Here is a 17,551-nt window from a genome sequence, read left to right on the forward strand (position 1 = left end):
ATGACGAAAAAGGCCTTAATCAGCGTCTCAGACAAAGCGGGCATTGTTGAATTTGCCCAAGAACTTAAAAAACTTGGTTGGGATATCATCTCAACAGGTGGTACCAAAGTTGCCCTTGATAATGCCGGTGTTGATACCATTGCCATCGACGATGTGACTGGTTTCCCGGAAATGATGGATGGTCGTGTCAAGACCCTCCACCCAAATATTCACGGTGGGCTCTTAGCTCGTCGTGACTTGGATAGCCACTTGGAAGCGGCTAAAGACAATAAGATCGAGCTCATTGACCTTGTAGTGGTCAATCTCTATCCTTTCAAGGAAACCATTCTCAAACCAGATGTGACGTACGCTGATGCAGTCGAAAACATCGATATCGGTGGTCCGTCTATGCTTCGCTCAGCAGCGAAGAACCACGCCAGCGTGACAGTTGTGGTAGATCCTGCGGACTATGCAGTGGTTTTGGACGAATTGGCAGCAAATGGTGAAACGACTTACGAAACTCGTCAAGGTTTGGCAGCCAAGGTTTTCCGTCACACTGCAGCTTATGATGCCTTGATTGCAGAGTATTTTACAGCTCAGGTCGGCGAAAGCAAGCCTGAAAAACTGACCTTGACTTATGACCTCAAACAAGCCATGCGTTACGGTGAAAATCCTCAACAGGATGCAGATTTTTACCAAAAAGCTTTGCCGACAGATTATTCTATTGCATCAGCGAAACAGCTCAACGGGAAGGAATTGTCCTTTAACAATATCCGTGATGCGGATGCTGCCATTCGTATTATCCGCGATTTCAAAGAACGTCCAACGGTTGTAGCTCTCAAACACATGAACCCGTGCGGTATCGGTCAAGCTGATGACATCGAAACTGCTTGGGACTATGCTTATGAGTCTGACCCAGTGTCTATCTTCGGTGGGATTGTCGTTCTTAACCGTGAGGTAGATGCTGCGACAGCTGAGAAGATGCACGACGTTTTCCTTGAAATCATCATTGCACCAAGCTATACGGATGAAGCGCTAGCCATTTTGACCAACAAAAAGAAAAACTTGCGCATTCTTGCCTTGCCATTTGATGCCCAAGACGCTAGTGAAGTGGAAGCAGAATACACAGGTGTTGTCGGTGGACTCCTGGTGCAAAACCAAGACGTGGTCAAAGAAAGCCCAGCTGACTGGCAAGTGGTGACCAAACGCCAGCCAACTGAGACAGAAGCGACTGCCCTTGAGTTTGCTTGGAAAGCTATCAAGTATGTCAAATCAAATGGAATCATCGTGACTAATGATCACATGACACTTGGTGTTGGCCCAGGTCAAACCAACCGTGTGGCTTCAGTTCGTATTGCTATTGACCAAGCTAAAGACCGTCTTGACGGCGCTGTGCTTGCTTCCGATGCCTTCTTCCCATTTGCGGATAACGTGGAAGAAATCGCCAAAGCTGGTATCAAGGCCATCATTCAACCAGGTGGGTCAGTACGAGACCAAGAGTCTATCGAAGCTGCGGATAAATACGGCTTGACTATGGTCTTCACAGGCGTGAGACATTTTAGACATTAAGAAAATAAAAGGGAAGAAAACAGTTTCTTTCCTTTTTTTAGCTTAAAACACTAAGTGAAACAAGATTAAAACGAACGTTTGTGATATAATATTAGTGAATAATTCGCAAAAGAGGTTGAGAAATGAAGCTGTTAGTTGTTGGTTCGGGTGGTCGTGAACATGCCATTGCTAAGAAGTTGCTTGAGTCAAAAAGCGTTGAAAGGGTTTTTGTTGCTCCTGGAAATGACGGAATGACTCTGGATGGTCTGGAATTGGTAAATATCTCTATTTCCGAACATTCTAAGTTGATTGACTTTGCAAAGGCCAACGATATTGCTTGGTCCTTTATCGGACCAGATGATGCGCTTGCAGCTGGGATTGTGGATGATTTTAACAAAGCAGGGCTCAAAGCCTTTGGTCCGACTAGGGCTGCAGCGGAGCTGGAGTGGTCCAAGGATTTTGCTAAGGAAATAATGGTTAAATACGACGTTCCGACAGCAGCCTATGGCACATTTTCAGATTTCGAGGAAGCTAAGGCTTATATTAAGGAGAAAGGATCTCCAATCGTAGTCAAGGCAGATGGTTTGGCACTCGGTAAAGGTGTTGTCGTAGCTGAAACGGTTGAGCAAGCAGTCGAAGCCGCTCACGAGATGCTTTTGGACAATAAATTCGGGGATTCAGGTGCGCGTGTGGTTATCGAGGAGTTTCTTGAAGGTGAGGAATTTTCTCTCTTTGCCTTTGTTAATGGGGACAAGTTCTACATCATGCCAACAGCTCAGGACCACAAACGTGCCTATGATGGCGACAAGGGGCCTAACACTGGTGGGATGGGTGCCTATGCGCCAGTTCCACACTTACCACAGAGTGTGGTTGACACGGCAGTGGAGACTATTGTCAAGCCAGTCCTTGAGGGGATGATCCAAGAAGGGCGTCCTTACCTTGGTGTCCTTTACGCAGGGCTTATTTTAACAGCTGACGGACCTAAGGTCATCGAGTTCAATGCTCGTTTTGGAGACCCCGAAACTCAGATTATCTTGCCTCGTCTGACATCTGACTTTGCACAAAATATCACGGATATTCTCGATGGCAAGGAGCCAACCATTACCTGGACGGACAAGGGTGTGACTCTAGGTGTGGTTGTTGCATCCAAGGGCTATCCGCTAGATTATGCAAAGGGTGTCGAGTTGCCAACTAAGACAGAAGGCAATATCATCACCTACTATGCCGGAGCTAAATTTGCTGAAAATGGGGAAGACCTTCTTTCAAACGGAGGCCGTGTCTATATGCTCGTCACCACAGCAGATACCGTCAAAGAAGCACAAAGTACCATCTACCAAGAACTCTCCCAACAAAAAACAGAAGGCCTCTTTTACCGAACAGATATCGGAAGCAAGGCGATAAAAGATTAACAGACACAAAAATTGTCATGGTGAGCGAAAGCGAGCCAAAGTAAGATAATGGTCTCCGTGGTGAAAAGGCCAGCACAGAAACTGTTCTGGCCGGGGAAAATTTGAGACTTAGGCTCAAATTTTAGGAATGAAACCGAAGGTTTGCTTCCGTCCCCACCACCTAAGACCATTATCAAAAAAGGAAGAAAAAGGATTAAAAATGAAACCAGTAATTTCCATCATCATGGGCTCCAAATCCGACTGGGCAACCATGCAAAAAACCGCCGAAGTCCTAGACCGTTTCGGTGTAGCCTACGAAAAGAAAGTTGTCTCTGCCCACCGCACACCAGACCTCATGTTCAAACATGCGGAGGAAGCCCGCAGCCGTGGCATCAAGGTTATCATCGCAGGCGCTGGTGGCGCAGCCCATTTGCCAGGTATGGTCGCAGCGAAAACAACCCTTCCTGTCATCGGTGTACCCGTCAAGTCGCGCGCTCTTAGTGGCGTGGACTCGCTCTACTCTATCGTACAGATGCCGGGTGGTGTACCTGTTGCGACAATGGCTATCGGTGAAGCAGGTGCGACAAATGCGGCCCTCTTTGCCCTCCGTCTCCTCTCAGTAGAGGATCAGGCTATCGCGACAGCTTTGGCTGATTTCGCAGAAGAACAAGGGAAAATCGCAGAGGAGTCTACAAATGAGCTCATCTAAAACAATCGGAATTATCGGTGGCGGTCAGCTGGGTCAGATGATGGCCATTTCTGCTATCTACATGGGGCACAAGGTTATCGCGCTGGATCCTGCGGCGGATTGCCCAGCCTCTCGCGTGGCGGAGATCATCGTGGCGCCTTATAACGATGTGGATGCCCTTCGTCAGTTGGCTGAGCGTTGCGATGTCCTCACTTATGAATTTGAAAATGTTGATGCAGACGGTTTGGATGCTGTTATCAAGGATGGACAACTTCCACAAGGAACAGACCTACTCCGCATCTCTCAAAATCGTATTGTTGAAAAGGATTTTCTCGCAAACAAGGCACAAGTCACTGTGGCACCTTACAAGGTTGTGACCACAAGCCAAGACTTGGTAGATATCGACCTGTCGAAAAACTATGTCCTCAAGACTGCGACTGGTGGCTACGATGGGCATGGACAAAAAGTCATTCGCTCGGAAGCAGACTTGGAAGAAGCCTATGCGCTAGCTGACTCAGCAGACTGCGTTTTGGAAGAATTTGTCAACTTTGACCTTGAGATTTCTGTCATCGTATCAGGAAATGGCAAGGACGTGACGGTTTTCCCAGTTCAGGAAAATATCCACCGCAACAACATCCTGTCTAAGACCATTGTGCCAGCTCGCATTTCAGAAAGTCTAGCAGCCAAGGCCAAAGCTATGGCGGTTCGAATCGCAGAACAACTCAACTTGTCTGGAACACTTTGTGTGGAAATGTTTGCGACAGCTGATGATATCATTGTCAACGAGATTGCCCCACGACCACACAACTCTGGGCACTACTCTATCGAAGCCTGCGACTTCTCCCAGTTTGACACCCATATTCTCGGTGTTTTGGGAGTACCATTACCAGCTATCCACCTGCATGCCCCAGCCGTCATGCTCAATGTCCTCGGCCAGCATGTCGAGGCTGCCGAAAAATATGTCACAGAAAATCCAAGCGCTCACCTCCACTTATATGGTAAACTAGAAGCAAAGCACAACCGCAAAATGGGACATGTGACTTTGTTTAGTGACGTGCCGGATGAGGTTGAGGAATTTGGGAAAGGGATTGATTTTTAGATGAAAAAAATAATAGTATTAATAATAGTTGGTGTTGCTTTTTACTCTATTCTTTTTGGCGTAGTGGTATCAGAAATATTTCAGAGTCTCTTTGTATTGATTGTTTCAAATGTAATACTTGATTATTTTTATGAAATATTTGTAGCTTCGCACAAAATTACTAGTAGCATGAAATTCAGAGATGATTTTAATTCAGATTATTTTGATTTGTACTGGAACTTATCAAAAAATAGAATTCAGTTATTACTAAATTTAGCTTTATTTTCGATTTCTTTTAAATCTCTTTTTTCTGATAATATAGATATTATGAACAAATTTTTATTTTCAGTTGTCTTGTTTGTTTTTGGTTTTATTGTTTGGATTATTTTCTTATATATTGGAAAAAACCAAAAAATAATATTTGACTTGATGATGAAAAAACAATTAAACTATTCTGCTTATACTTCTGAAGAAATAAAATTAATCAATAATATCAAGCATAAATTAGTCAATAATATCAAGCATAATATGTAACAATTAAAGTTTTTTTCAGGGATTTTTTTGAAGGAATATGCCTGCAGTAATCGTTGATACTAGCAAAAGAAGACAAGTTATTACAGATAAAAGATAAGGAATTTCAAATGAAAAAAACAGATAAGTTTAAAAATAATAGACTTTTCGATGATTTTGAGGGAATTAGTTTCAAAACAATTACTAATCAAGATAACTATGAGTTTATTACTCTCGAAACGTATATGATTGATTTGTTTAAACAATATATCAGTGTAATTAATGAAAGTCTAGAGTATTTTACTTATTATCGCGGAGACATTCTGAATTTGATGGAAGAAGACACTCAGGTGTTTTTAGAAAAGAAATTAAATAAATTTTTCATTGTTGGTCAAAAAGGGGTAAAATTTTACAGAGAAAATGAAGTTTGTTTAGATGATGAGATGAGCCAAATAATTAAACATATTGATGGGGAAAGCGATTTAGAATTCAAAAAATATAAATCTGAATTTATTTCGGTATCTGTCGGAGATTCTAGTCTTGAAATTGCACAAGAATATTCTAAGGGTTGTAACAACCAGAAAGGCGAGGGTTTAATTATTTTTGGATTTGAGGAAATTAATAATATGATTGATCCCTCTCAACTGTATAGCTTCCCTAAGGAACTATTAGAGTTATCAGATAGTGAAGGGGAAGTTTTACTTAGAGAAATAATTTGCCCAGATAGTATTTTTGGCTTGTTTAGTATTTGTGATAGTCGTAAGAACTTTATTATTAATCCGTGGTTGGTTAATCGTTTAAAACAACTTAAAGATATTGAGAGTACTGATCGGAAAGATATAATAAAAGAAAAACCATTTTTCAAGATTAATCAAGTTAAATTTGATGAGTATCTTGAAGAATTAAATATGAAACGATATGCTATTCGTTATAGAAAATAATAATTAGTCGACTTACTTTATTGCACGAGTTGGAAAAATAAAATCATTTTATACTTATGTCTTAAATAAATATATAAGTATATATTGAAAGAAAATTATTTAAGAATTTTGTTTAAATTTTTATAGTATTTTTAATTTAATAGATATGGAGAAACAACATGATCGAACGTTACTCTCGCCCTGAGATGGCGAACATTTGGAGTGAAGAAAATAAATACCGTGCTTGGCTTGAGGTGGAAATCTTGGCTGACGAGGCATGGGCTGAGTTGGGGGAAATCCCTAAGGAAGATGTGGCTTTGATTCGTGAGAAGGCGGACTTTGACATCGACCGTATTTTAGAAATTGAGCAGGAGACTCGCCACGATGTGGTGGCTTTCACGCGTGCGGTTTCTGAGACGCTTGGTGAAGAGCGCAAGTGGGTCCACTATGGTTTGACTTCTACCGACGTGGTGGATACGGCCTACGGATACCTCTACAAGCAGGCCAACGACATCATCCGTCGTGACCTTGAAAACTTCACCAACATCATCGCTGATAAGGCTAAGGAGCACAAGTTCACCATCATGATGGGGCGTACCCACGGTGTGCATGCGGAGCCTACAACTTTTGGTCTTAAATTGGCGACTTGGTACAGCGAAATGAAGCGCAATATCGAGCGTTTCGAGCATGCGGCTGCTGGAGTGGAAGCAGGTAAGATTTCTGGTGCGGTTGGGAACTTTGCCAACATCCCACCATTTGTAGAGCAATACGTCTGCGACAAATTGGGTATCCGTGCTCAAGAAATCTCTACCCAGGTCCTTCCTCGTGACCTTCACGCTGAGTACTTTGCAGTTCTTGCTAGCATCGCGACTTCCATCGAGCGCATGGCAACGGAAATCCGTGGTTTGCAAAAGTCTGAGCAACGCGAAGTAGAAGAGTTCTTTGCCAAAGGGCAAAAAGGTTCTTCAGCAATGCCACACAAACGTAACCCTATCGGTTCTGAAAACATGACAGGTCTGGCGCGTGTTATCCGTGGGCATATGATTACTGCCTATGAAAACGTCGCTCTCTGGCACGAACGCGACATTTCCCACTCATCAGCTGAGCGGATTATCACACCAGATACGACCATTTTGATTGACTACATGCTCAACCGTTTTGGAAACATCGTTAAGAACTTGACAGTCTTCCCAGAAAACATGATCCGTAACATGAACTCAACTTTCGGTCTTATCTTTAGCCAGCGGGCTATGTTGACCTTGATTGAAAAAGGCATGACCCGTGAGCAAGCCTATGACTTGGTGCAACCAAAAACAGCCTACTCTTGGGACAACCAAGTAGACTTTAAACCACTTCTGGAAGCAGATCCAGAAGTAACTTCACGCCTCACTCAAGATGAAATCGATGAAATCTTCAACCCTGCATACTACACCAAACGAGTAGATGATATCTTTGAACGCATCGGACTGGGTGACTAATCATAACAACAAAAAGCGAGATTCAATCTCGCTTTTTTGTATTCTTGTTGAAGAGGTTTAGTCTTCTTTTCTCTTAGTCAGTCCGTAGGCTGCTAGAGTAGCCATGAGTCCTGCTGCGACCAAGGCTGCAGAGTCTTGACTTCCTGTTGCAGGGAGTTGTTTTTCATCTGATTTGGCAGTAGTTGGTGCAGTTTGCTCAGTTTTCTCAACGGCAGTTCCGACTTCAACGACCTGAGCGACTGCTTCCTGTGATACCGCACTATTGACAAGGGTTCTTTCTTCCTTGCCGTCAGCAGTAGTGCTGACAGAGTAGAAGACGGTACGGCGACCATTTACTCCAGCAACGACTACTTGACTTTGTCCTTTTGGTAATTGAGGATTTTCACGTGTCACGGTAGTGAACGGAATCTCTTCCTCTTGGATATCTAGTCTTGGTTTTGTTTCTGCGGCTGGAGCAAGACCGTGTTCATCCCCTACATGGGTTACAAGAGTTCCGACTTCAATAACTTGGGTCACTGCTTCTTGGGTCACAAGGCTATCTACAAGAGTTTTCACTTCCTTACCGTCAACAGTAGTGCTCACAGAGTAGTAATGACTGCGACGACCGTTAGCGCCTTTAGTAACAACTTGAGTCTTCCCTTTGAGTAAGAGTGGATTTTCACGTGTCACGGTAGTGAATGGAATCTCTTCTTCTTGGATATCTAGTCTTGGTTTTGCCTCTGTGGCTGGAGCAAGACCGTGTTCATCCCCTTTGTGAGTAATAGGGGCACCGATTTCAACCACTTGGGTCACAGGTTCTTTGGTTACTTGGCTATCTAGAACGGTTTCTGTTTGTTTCCCATTTTCAATAAGGACAGAGATGTAATGAGTGCGTTCGCCCTCTACACCTGGTGTGATGATCTTTTCCTGACCGGCTGGGAGGTTCGGATTTTCCTTCTTGATGACCTCAAATGGAATCTTTTCTGCTCTTGTGATGAGTTCCGGTTTGGTTTCAACATTGGTAGCTAGTTCGTTTTCATCGAGGCTTCCTGAGTGGGTTGCTGCTGGTTTGAGGCCTAGGCGGGCTGCTTTGAGCTTGGCTACGAGAGCGTCTAACTCGGCTTGCTTGTTACGGTTAAGGTTGTAGTTGAGAGCTTCTTTAGCTGCATTTAGGGCATCTAGGCTTTCTTTGCTATATCCTTCTAAGTTTGTAGGGATTTGAGCAAGTTCCTCGCGGAGGGCATTGTAGTTAGCGCGGAAGTAGTCTTTGTTATTGTCTGCAAAGGCAGTCATGAGTTCAAAGATTTCTTCTTCCTTGTACTCAGCGCTTGGTCTATCTGCCCAGATGGCAAGCATGCTTCCAACTGTTGGAAGGTCTACCTCAGGATATTTGGTAGATGCAAGCTGGTTAAATGGTGTTTTTTTAGTGTTTTCAATTGCTTTTTTGAGGAAGCCACCACCATCTTCTGGTTTTTGACCAAGAATGTAGTACCAGTCTCCGTTGGTATTAAGGAATTTATAGCCTTTACTTGCAAGGTACTGAGGAGATGCAAGGTTGTAGCCCCACCATCCTTTAGACCAGTAAGAGATGATGACATCCTTGTCAAACTCAACATCATCCTTGTCCTCGTAGTAGAAACCATCGTTGAAGGCCATTGGTTGAAGGCCTCTTTCTTTAGCCATAGCAGCAAGGGTGTTAGAGTACTCAGCAAACTTGCCATAGAGTCCATACCATTTGAGGTAGTACCAGCCTTGGGCGTTGGTAGCATCATTGGCATATTCGTCTGTACCGTAGTTGAAGATCTTAGTCTTGCCTGCAAAGAAGTCCATGTACTTGCCGATAAGGGCTTTGACAAAGTTCATCGCTTCTTCGTTTTCAAGGTCCATGGTTGTTTTGGAGACTTTATCAAAATTAGCTTGAGGGTTTGCGATACCTAATTTTTCCATAGCAACAAGCATGGCATCCATGTGACCTGGGCTGTTGATCGCTGGGATGAGTCCGAGACCTTTTGATTTTGCGTACTCGATCAATTCAGTGATTTCAGCCTGACTAAGAGTGGTTCCGTTTGGATCATCGTAGTAAGCTTTTGTTCCTTCGATGATGGCCTTCTTGACATCGTCACTTGCATAAGTTTTTCCGTTAGCTGTGATGGTCATGTCATCAAGGAGGAAGCGAAGTCCGTCATTTCCTAGGAGAAGATGCACATCAGAATATCCAAGTTCACTAGCTTTATCAATGATACGTTTGAGTTGCTCAGCTGAGAAGTACTTGCGTCCAGCATCGATTGAGATCACCTTGTTCTTGGCAAGTTTTTCAACTTCGCGTTTCGCGTCTTCTTCTTTTTGAGCTTCTGGTGTGAAGGTCAAGTTGCTGACAGCTTCTTGGAGTTTCGCGATTGCCTGGTCAATCGTGTCCTGTTGGGCACGACTGAGGTTGCTATCGAGTGAGCGAATAGCTTTTTCAGCTTCTTTTACAGCTGCGACACTTTCCGCAGTATAGCGGTTAAGGTCTGTTGGGACTTCTTTCAGAGCTTGCTCAGCAGACTCATAGTCGGCAGCAAAGTACTCAGCATTGGCATTTGCGAAGCTACGCATGAGTTTGAAGAGACGTGATGGAGAATAGCGTGCTGATGGAGTATCTGCCCAAGCAGCTACCATACCACCGATGAACGGAATATCTGCTCCTTCAGATTTTGGTACAGAAGTGATTGGAGTGTTCTTGATTCCATTGAGTCCTTGGTCCAGGTTGTACCAGCCTTGGCCGTCGGCATTTCGTCCGAGAACATAGTACCAAGCATCGTTGGTATTAAGAATTTGGTGACCTTTTTCAACTAGAAGTTTAGAAGAAGCGACGTCGTAACCGCCCCATCCACCAGTCCACATAGAAACGATGATATCTTTGTCAAAAGTACCAAAGCTTGTATCGCTATTGTAGTAGATTCCATCGTTGAAGGCCATTGGTTTGAGGCCGTGAGATTTAACGATGCGAGCTAGGTCATTAGCATAAGCGATAAATTTGTCATAGCCCTTATCTGGGAAGCCATCTTCTGGATACCACTTGTAGGCTTGAAGAACGCTCCAGCCTTTGGCATCTGTAGCATCATTGGCGTACTCGTCTAGTCCGATATTGAAAATATCAGTTTTTCCAGCAAAGTATGCTGCATACTTGTCGATCAGGGCTTTGGTAAACTCAACAGCTTCTTTGTTATCCAGGTCAACGGTACGAGCAGATTCCTTACCAAAGTAGTTGAAGTTCGGTTTTTGGATACCTAGCTCCTTCATGGCATGCAAAATCGCATCCATGTGGCCAGGGCTATTAACGGTTGGGATTAGTCCAACACCCTTATCTTTGGCATAGTTAATCAAGTCCGTCATTTGGCTCTCTGTCAAGTGGTTGCCGTTTGGATCCTTGTAGTAGGCATCAGTTCCATTTTCGAGTGCACGTTTGACATCATCACTTGCATAGGTTTTGCCATTGGCTTTGATGGTCATGTCGTCCAACATGAAACGCATGCCATCGTTTCCAACTAGTAAATGAAGATCCGTGTAGCCGTAGTGTTTGGCCTTATCGATGATTTCTTTGAGTTGCTCAGGCGAGAAGTACTTGCGTCCGGCATCAATTGAGATCATCTTTCTTTTTGCCAGTTTTTCATTTACCTGAGCTGCTCGTTCGGTGCTAGGAGTGGCTACTGCAGGTGTGGCTGCTTCATTTTTCTTTTCTGAAGGAGAGTTTTCTGCAGGAACTTCAGTTGGAGCAGGACTTTCTTTCTCAGTAGTCGGAGTTGGACTAGCATTTTCTGTTACAGCTGGTGCAGTTGTTTCTTCTGTTTTTGGAGCAACTGTATGAGGAGCCTCCTGGTCTTCTTTGACATCCTCTTTTATAGGCTCTTCAGCCTTTTCTTCCAGTTTTTCTGGAACCTTGGAATCTACAGCTTCTTTGACTGCTTGAGGACTCTCCTGGACAGTTTGAACCGTTTCCTCAGCTGTTGGAGCCGGAGTAATCCCGTCGGCAGCTACGACTTGTGCGCTAAAAGCAAATCCTATAAGTACAGAAGCTGCTCCAACTGCATATTTACGGATGGAGAAGCGCTGTTTCTTTTCTAGTTTCATGACAAAACCTCCTTGTTGTTATCGTATATGATAGCGTTTACATAAAACCAATTTTATTTTATTATCTAAGGAGTAAAATGTCAAGTGGGTTTATATAAGAACTATAATAAATGGAGGAAAACATAAGATTTAGGAGAAAATTGCCAATAAAAGATAAAGATAGAAGGAAAAATGAAGCAGGTATTTAACTTGTTTTTAGTAAAAACGCTACTAATTAAATAAGAACCTTTCATGTCATTTTCATAGTTTCTTTCTCGTGCTATAATAAATACAGAAAAAGCCTGAGCTGGGCTCAGGCTTTTTCTTAATGACCTCGGTTACATGAGATGAATTTGATTTTGTAGTAGTCTGCTCGCTTATAAGTTTCACTATAGGCAAGGACTTGGCCTGTGGCCTCAAGTTTTGTAGTCTTGGTTTGGAAGACAGTTGGGAATTGTGTATCGATTCCAAGTACAGAAGCAGCGTGCTCTGGTGTTGGAAAGGCAATCTCATTGATTTCCTCAAAATGCTCATCACTCATGTGAATGCGGTAATCCAATTTGAAACGTTTATAGATAGAACTATAATAATCAAGATTTGGATAGTTGGCATTGATATATTGTTCAGGAACATAAGATGTGTGGTAGATGTATGTAACGTCATTTGTTTGACGAATACGTTCAATCTTATAGTAGAATTGATCTCCACGTAGGCCGAGTTTCTCTAAATATTCAAGCTTGTTTCCGCGCTCGATAGAAAGGACAGTAACTTTATCGTCTTTTGTTTCAAAGATTTCAACATCTGAAAACTCAACGAGTTTGTGCTTACGTGCACGTGAAACGAAAGTTCCTTTACCTTGTTGACGGACAATATAGCCGTCTTTTGCAAGGTCATTCAAAGCACGAACAACGGTGATCGAACTAACATCGTACATCGAAATCAATTCTGCTTCTGTATAAAATTTATCTCCACTCGCAAATTGACCTGAGATGATTTTGTTTTTTAATTCATCTTTAATATATTGGTATTTTGGAATAGCCATAATTTCACCTCGATTCTCTTTCTCCAACCTTGATTTTACCATAAATACTGAGAAAATAGTAGTATTTAGGTAAAAAAAATTAAAATAATCGATTAAAGATGTTATGTTACATGTAAAAAATTTCATTTTCTAGCCTTGTGAATTATCATACATAAAAAAACGACTTTCATGCGATTTTTTGATAATTTCGGTAAACGGTAAGTAAAAAAATAGAAAAATTTTAAAGAATTTTCTAAAACCTATTGACAAATGCAAAAGATTTGATTATATTTAATATTATAATAAATGAAAGCGCAAACTTAATTAGTCAGAGGTAGTAACATGACAAGATTTAAAATTGAGGACGATTTCTATTTAGATGGAAAACCGTTCAAGATTTTGTCCGGCGCCATTCATTATTTTAGAATTCCAGCGGAGGATTGGTATCATTCGCTCTACAACTTAAAAGCGCTTGGCTTTAATACAGTCGAGACTTATGTAGCATGGAATTTACACGAACCTGTTGAAGGGGAGTTTAATTTTGAAGGTGCTATAGATTTGGAGAGATTCCTCCAAATCGCACAGGATTTGGGTCTCTACGCCATTGTGCGTCCGTCTCCATTTATCTGTGCTGAGTGGGAGTTCGGTGGTTTACCAGCTTGGCTCTTAACTAAGAACATGCGAATCCGTTCATCCGATCCGGCTTATGTTGAGGCAGTTGCTCGCTATTATGACCAATTATTACCAAGGCTTGTGCCTCGCTTGTTGGAAAATGGCGGAAATATTCTCATGATGCAAGTCGAAAATGAATATGGATCTTATGGAGAAGATAAGTCTTATCTGAGAGCGATTCGAAAATTGATGGAAGATCGTGGAATTGATTGCCCACTCTTTACTTCAGACGGTCCTTGGAGGGCTACTCTGAAAGCTGGAACCTTGATCGAAGACGATCTCTTTGTGACAGGAAACTTCGGCTCTAAGGCTCCCTACAACTTTTCACAAATGCAAGAATTCTTTGATGAGTATGGCAAAAAATGGCCCCTCATGTGTATGGAATTCTGGGATGGCTGGTTTAACCGTTGGAAAGAACCAATCATCACGCGTGATCCAAAAGAGTTGGCAGAAGCTGTTCGAGAGGTGTTAGAGCAAGGCTCCATCAACCTTTATATGTTCCATGGCGGAACAAACTTTGGTTTCATGAATGGTTGCTCGGCTCGAGGAACTCTAGATTTGCCACAAGTTACATCTTACGATTATGATGCCCTTCTCGATGAAGAAGGAAATCCAACTGCTAAATACCTAGCAGTCAAGAAGATGATGGCAACACACTTCCCAGAGTATCCACAGTTGGAACCACTTTACAAGGAAAGCATGGAAATGGAATCCATTCCGCTAGTTGAAAAAGTTTCCTTGTTTGAAACCCTGGATAGCTTGGCAAGTCCAACTGAAAGCCTCTATCCAAAAGCGATGGAAGAACTTGGTCAAAGTTATGGCTACCTTCTTTATCGTACCGAAGCAAGTTGGGATGCAGAAGAGGAACGTCTCCGTATCATCGATGGACGTGACCGAGCTCAACTCTATGTAGATGGTCAATGGATTGCCACTCAATACCAGACAGAAATTGGTGAAGATATCTACTGTCAGGGAAATCGAGAAGGTTTTTCAGAGATTGACATCTTGGTCGAAAATATGGGGCGTGTCAACTATGGACATAAGTTCTTGGCAGATACGCAACGTAAAGGAATTCGTACAGGTGTCTGCAAGGATCTACACTTCATGTTAAATTGGAAACAATATCCACTTCCATTGGATAATCCTGAGAAAATTGATTTTTCAAAAGGATGGACAGAAGGACAACCAGCCTTTTACGCTTTCGACTTCACCGTTGAAGAGCCTAAGGATACCTACTTAGATTTATCTGAGTTTGGTAAGGGAGTTGCCTTTGTCAACGGTCGTCACCTAGGACGTTTCTGGAATGTCGGCCCGACCCTCTCACTTTATATCCCTCATAGCTATCTCAAGCAAGGTGATAACCGCATCATCATCTTTGAAACTGAAGGTGAATATAAAGAAGAGATTCATTTAACTCGTAAACCTACACTAAAACACATAAAGGGGGAAAACTTATGACAATTGTAGGATGCCGTATCGATGGACGTTTGATCCACGGTCAAGTAGCCAATCTTTGGGCAGGGAAACTAAACGTTTCGCGCATTATGGTTGTAGACGATGAAGTCGTTAACAACGATATTGAAAAGAGTGGCTTGAAACTTGCTACACCACCAGGTGTAAAACTTAGTATCTTGCCAATTGAGAAAGCGGCAGCGAATATCCTTGCTGGTAAATACGATAGCCAACGTCTCTTTATCGTTGCACGTAAACCAGACCGTTTCCTTGGTTTGGTTGAAGCAGGTGTTCCGCTTGAAACACTCAATGTCGGCAATATGTCTCAAACACCAGAAACTCGCCCTATCACGCGTTCTATCAACGTGGTAGATAAGGATGTGGAAGACTTCCACAAACTGGCAGAAAAAGGTGTTAAACTCACTGCTCAAATGGTTCCAAATGATCCAGTTTCAGACTTTTTGAGCTTATTAAAATAGGAAAAAATTTTTAGGAGGTCATTGTTATGATACAATGGTGGCAAATTTTACTTCTCACTTTGTACTCAGCTTATCAAATCTGTGATGAGTTGACAATCGTTTCATCTGCAGGTTCCCCTGTATTCGCTGGTTTCATTACTGGTTTGATCATGGGAGATGTGACAACTGGTTTGTTTATCGGTGGTAGCTTGCAGTTGTTCGTTCTTGGGGTTGGTACCTTCGGTGGTGCTTCTCGTATCGACGCAACTTCTGGTGCGGTTCTTGCAACAGCATTCTCTATCTCTCAAGGTATTGATACAGATCTTGCGATTACAACAATCGCTGTACCAGTAGCAGCACTTTTGACATACTTCGACGTTCTTGGACGTATGACAACTACTTTCTTTGCACACCGTATTGATGCTGCAATCGAACGCTTTGACTATAAAGGTATCGAGCGCAACTACCTACTTGGTGCAGTGCCTTGGGCTCTTTCACGTGCCCTTCCAGTATTCTTCGCCCTTGCTTTTGGTGGGGAATTCGTACAAGGTGTTGTAAACCTTGTTAAAGAATACCAATGGGTTGCAGACGGTTTGACACTTGCAGGACGTATGCTTCCAGGTCTCGGATTTGCAATCTTGCTTCGTTACCTTCCAGTTAAACGTAACCTTCACTACCTTGCAATGGGATTCGGTTTGACAGCTATGTTGACTGTTCTTTACTCATATGTAACAGGTCTTGGTGGCGCTGTTGCGGGTATCCTTGGTACTCTTCCTGCTGATGTTGCTGAAAAGATTGGCTTTGCTAACAACTTCAAAGGTTTGTCTATGATCGGTATCTCTATCGTAGGTATCTTCCTTGCAGTTGTTCACTTTAAGAACAGCCAAAAAGTAGCTGTAGCAGCACCTTCTACACCATCAGAAAGTGGGGAAATCGAAGATGACGAATTCTAATTACAAACTTACAAAAGAAGATTTTAATCAAATCAACAAACGTAGCTTGTTTACTTTCCAATTAGGTTGGAACTATGAGCGTATGCAAGCTTCTGGTTACCTTTACATGATCTTGCCTCAATTGCGTAAAATGTATGGGGATGGAACTCCTGAATTGAAAGAAATGATGAAAGTTCATACTCAATTCTTCAATACTTCACCATTCTTCCACACTATTATCGCTGGTTTTGACCTTGCCATGGAAGAAAAAGATGGTGTAGGTTCAAAAGATGCCGTTAACGGTATCAAAACAGGTTTGATGGGACCATTCGCTCCTCTTGGAGACACAATCTTTGGTTCACTTGTACCTGCTATCATGGGATCTATCGCAGCAACTATGGCTATCGCTGGCCAACCATGGGGTATCTTCCTTTGGATCGCAGTTGCAGTTGCATATGACATCTTCCGTTGGAAACAATTGGAATTTGCCTACAAAGAAGGGGTTAACCTTATCAACAACATGCAAAGTACTTTGACAGCTTTGATTGATGCTGCATCTGTACTTGGTGTCTTCATGATGGGTGCTCTTGTAGCAACAATGATCAACTTTGAGATTTCTTACAAATTGCCAATCGGTGAAAAATTGATTGATTTCCAAGACATCTTGAACTCAATCTTCCCACGCTTGCTTCCAGCAATCTTTACTGCCTTTATCTTCTGGTTGCTTGGTAAGAAAGGTATGAACTCTACTAAAGCGATCGGTATCATTATCGTTCTTGCAGTAGGTCTTTCATTCATCGGTAAATTCTTGCTTGGAATGGGCGCATAATTTATGGTGAAATCGTTAATTTTGGTGAGTCATGGTCGTTTCTGTGAAGAACTTAAAGGTAGCACGGAAATGATCATGGGTCCACAGGACAACATTCATGCAGTGGCTCTTCTTCCAGAAGATGGTCCAGAAGAATTTACTGCTAAATTTGAAGCTGCTATCGAAGGATTGGATGATTTCCTAGTCTTTGCAGATCTTCTCGGTGGTACACCATGTAACGTGGTGAGCCGCTTGATTATGGAAGGTCGCAACGTGGAACTCTACGCAGGAATGAATCTGCCAATGGTGATTGAATTTATCAATGCAAGCCTTACAGGAGCAGATGCGGATTATAAGAGCCGTGCTGCAGAAAGCATTGTAAAAGTCAATGACCTGTTAGCGGGCTTTGATGATGACGAAGATGAATAATACTCTTCGAAAATCAAATTCAAACTACGTCAGCGTCGCCTTGCCGTATAGATGTTACTGACTTCGTCAGTCTTATCTGGCAACCTCAAAGCAGTGCTTTGAGCAACCTGAGGCTAGCTTCC

General features: G+C 42.6%; 14 protein-coding genes. 12 read left to right on the top strand and 2 right to left on the bottom strand.

Annotated features, from left to right (window positions below; translation table 11 throughout):
* The 7 genes from purH to purB all read left to right on the top strand — a co-directional run bounded on the left by purH (window position 1) and on the right by purB (window position 7,589).
* Window positions 1-1,548, top strand: a complete 1,548-nt coding sequence (gene purH / locus ADI74_RS08200; RefSeq protein ID WP_049538234.1) for a bifunctional phosphoribosylaminoimidazolecarboxamide formyltransferase/IMP cyclohydrolase — start codon at window positions 1-3, stop codon at window positions 1,546-1,548.
* Window positions 1,549-1,670: 122 nt separating this feature from the next.
* The gene (gene purD / locus ADI74_RS08205) at window positions 1,671-2,936 is read left to right on the top strand and encodes a phosphoribosylamine--glycine ligase (protein WP_049538236.1); all 1,266 of its coding nucleotides are present in this window, start codon (window positions 1,671-1,673) and stop codon (window positions 2,934-2,936) included.
* A 199-nt stretch (window positions 2,937-3,135) separates the two neighbouring features.
* Window positions 3,136-3,624: a 5-(carboxyamino)imidazole ribonucleotide mutase gene (gene purE, locus ADI74_RS08210; RefSeq protein ID WP_000805604.1), complete on the top strand. Its 489-nt coding sequence runs from the start codon at window positions 3,136-3,138 to the stop codon at window positions 3,622-3,624.
* On the top strand, window positions 3,611-4,702 hold the full coding sequence (gene purK / locus ADI74_RS08215; protein ID WP_049538238.1) for a 5-(carboxyamino)imidazole ribonucleotide synthase: 1,092 nt from the start codon (window positions 3,611-3,613) through the stop codon (window positions 4,700-4,702). The genes purE and purK overlap by 14 nt, the downstream gene beginning before the upstream one ends.
* Window positions 4,703-5,215, top strand: a complete 513-nt coding sequence (locus ADI74_RS08220) for a hypothetical protein (RefSeq protein WP_049538239.1) — start codon at window positions 4,703-4,705, stop codon at window positions 5,213-5,215.
* Window positions 5,216-5,322: 107 nt separating this feature from the next.
* Window positions 5,323-6,132: a hypothetical protein gene (locus tag ADI74_RS08225; protein WP_152906318.1), complete on the top strand. Its 810-nt coding sequence runs from the start codon at window positions 5,323-5,325 to the stop codon at window positions 6,130-6,132.
* Between the two features lie 158 nt (window positions 6,133-6,290).
* Window positions 6,291-7,589: an adenylosuccinate lyase gene (gene purB, locus ADI74_RS08230; RefSeq protein WP_049538241.1), complete on the top strand. Its 1,299-nt coding sequence runs from the start codon at window positions 6,291-6,293 to the stop codon at window positions 7,587-7,589.
* Window positions 7,590-7,646: 57 nt separating this feature from the next.
* Here the strand turns inward: purB and strH are convergent, their stop codons facing one another.
* A complete protein-coding gene (gene strH / locus ADI74_RS08235; RefSeq protein ID WP_049538242.1) occupies window positions 7,647-11,678 on the bottom strand; it encodes an LPXTG-anchored beta-N-acetylhexosaminidase StrH in 4,032 nt (1,343 codons plus the stop codon).
* A gap of 304 nt (window positions 11,679-11,982) precedes the next feature.
* Complete coding sequence (locus tag ADI74_RS08240) at window positions 11,983-12,741, bottom strand: GntR family transcriptional regulator (protein WP_192833037.1); 759 nt, start codon at window positions 12,739-12,741, stop codon at window positions 11,983-11,985.
* 279 nt (window positions 12,742-13,020) lie between these two features.
* Between ADI74_RS08240 and ADI74_RS08245 the strand changes: the two genes are divergently transcribed.
* Genes ADI74_RS08245 through ADI74_RS08265 form a run of 5 tightly spaced genes read left to right on the top strand, consistent with a single transcriptional unit; the run spans window position 13,021 to window position 17,429 of the window.
* Complete coding sequence (locus ADI74_RS08245; protein ID WP_049538246.1) at window positions 13,021-14,808, top strand: glycoside hydrolase family 35 protein; 1,788 nt, start codon at window positions 13,021-13,023, stop codon at window positions 14,806-14,808.
* A complete protein-coding gene (locus ADI74_RS08250) occupies window positions 14,805-15,281 on the top strand; it encodes a PTS sugar transporter subunit IIB (protein WP_000156956.1) in 477 nt (158 codons plus the stop codon). The genes ADI74_RS08245 and ADI74_RS08250 overlap by 4 nt, the downstream gene beginning before the upstream one ends.
* A gap of 26 nt (window positions 15,282-15,307) precedes the next feature.
* Window positions 15,308-16,213 carry a PTS mannose/fructose/sorbose/N-acetylgalactosamine transporter subunit IIC gene (locus ADI74_RS08255; protein ID WP_000616995.1) on the top strand — a complete coding sequence of 302 codons (906 nt, stop codon included), beginning with the start codon at window positions 15,308-15,310 and terminating at the stop codon, window positions 16,211-16,213.
* Window positions 16,200-17,021 (top strand): PTS system mannose/fructose/sorbose family transporter subunit IID, encoded by an 822-nt coding sequence (locus tag ADI74_RS08260; protein WP_000185285.1) that lies wholly within the window; start codon window positions 16,200-16,202, stop codon window positions 17,019-17,021. The genes ADI74_RS08255 and ADI74_RS08260 overlap by 14 nt, the downstream gene beginning before the upstream one ends.
* 3 nt (window positions 17,022-17,024) lie before the next feature.
* Window positions 17,025-17,429 carry a PTS sugar transporter subunit IIA gene (locus ADI74_RS08265; protein ID WP_071852005.1) on the top strand — a complete coding sequence of 135 codons (405 nt, stop codon included), beginning with the start codon at window positions 17,025-17,027 and terminating at the stop codon, window positions 17,427-17,429.
* Window positions 17,430-17,551 lie beyond the last annotated feature (122 nt).

This window comes from Streptococcus pseudopneumoniae, from assembly GCF_001074565.1.
Lineage (GTDB): Bacteria > Bacillota > Bacilli > Lactobacillales > Streptococcaceae > Streptococcus > Streptococcus pseudopneumoniae_J.

What these genes read in the sequence shown, in the direction of transcription:
- ADI74_RS08245 (WP_049538246.1), top strand. Translation starts at nt 13,021, where the DNA reads ATGACAAGATTTAAAATTGAGGACGATTTCTATTTAGATGGAAAACCG.
- ADI74_RS08240 (WP_192833037.1), bottom strand. Translation starts at nt 12,741, where the DNA reads ATGGTAAAATCAAGGTTGGAGAAAGAGAATCGAGGTGAAATTATGGCT.
- purD (WP_049538236.1), top strand. Translation starts at nt 1,671, where the DNA reads ATGAAGCTGTTAGTTGTTGGTTCGGGTGGTCGTGAACATGCCATTGCT.
- purE (WP_000805604.1), top strand. Translation starts at nt 3,136, where the DNA reads ATGAAACCAGTAATTTCCATCATCATGGGCTCCAAATCCGACTGGGCA.
- strH (WP_049538242.1), bottom strand. Translation starts at nt 11,678, where the DNA reads ATGAAACTAGAAAAGAAACAGCGCTTCTCCATCCGTAAATATGCAGTT.
- ADI74_RS08265 (WP_071852005.1), top strand. Translation starts at nt 17,025, where the DNA reads ATGGTGAAATCGTTAATTTTGGTGAGTCATGGTCGTTTCTGTGAAGAA.
- ADI74_RS08225 (WP_152906318.1), top strand. Translation starts at nt 5,323, where the DNA reads ATGAAAAAAACAGATAAGTTTAAAAATAATAGACTTTTCGATGATTTT.
- ADI74_RS08260 (WP_000185285.1), top strand. Translation starts at nt 16,200, where the DNA reads ATGACGAATTCTAATTACAAACTTACAAAAGAAGATTTTAATCAAATC.
- purH (WP_049538234.1), top strand. Translation starts at nt 1, where the DNA reads ATGACGAAAAAGGCCTTAATCAGCGTCTCAGACAAAGCGGGCATTGTT.
- purK (WP_049538238.1), top strand. Translation starts at nt 3,611, where the DNA reads ATGAGCTCATCTAAAACAATCGGAATTATCGGTGGCGGTCAGCTGGGT.
- purB (WP_049538241.1), top strand. Translation starts at nt 6,291, where the DNA reads ATGATCGAACGTTACTCTCGCCCTGAGATGGCGAACATTTGGAGTGAA.
- ADI74_RS08255 (WP_000616995.1), top strand. Translation starts at nt 15,308, where the DNA reads ATGATACAATGGTGGCAAATTTTACTTCTCACTTTGTACTCAGCTTAT.
- ADI74_RS08250 (WP_000156956.1), top strand. Translation starts at nt 14,805, where the DNA reads ATGACAATTGTAGGATGCCGTATCGATGGACGTTTGATCCACGGTCAA.
- ADI74_RS08220 (WP_049538239.1), top strand. Translation starts at nt 4,703, where the DNA reads ATGAAAAAAATAATAGTATTAATAATAGTTGGTGTTGCTTTTTACTCT.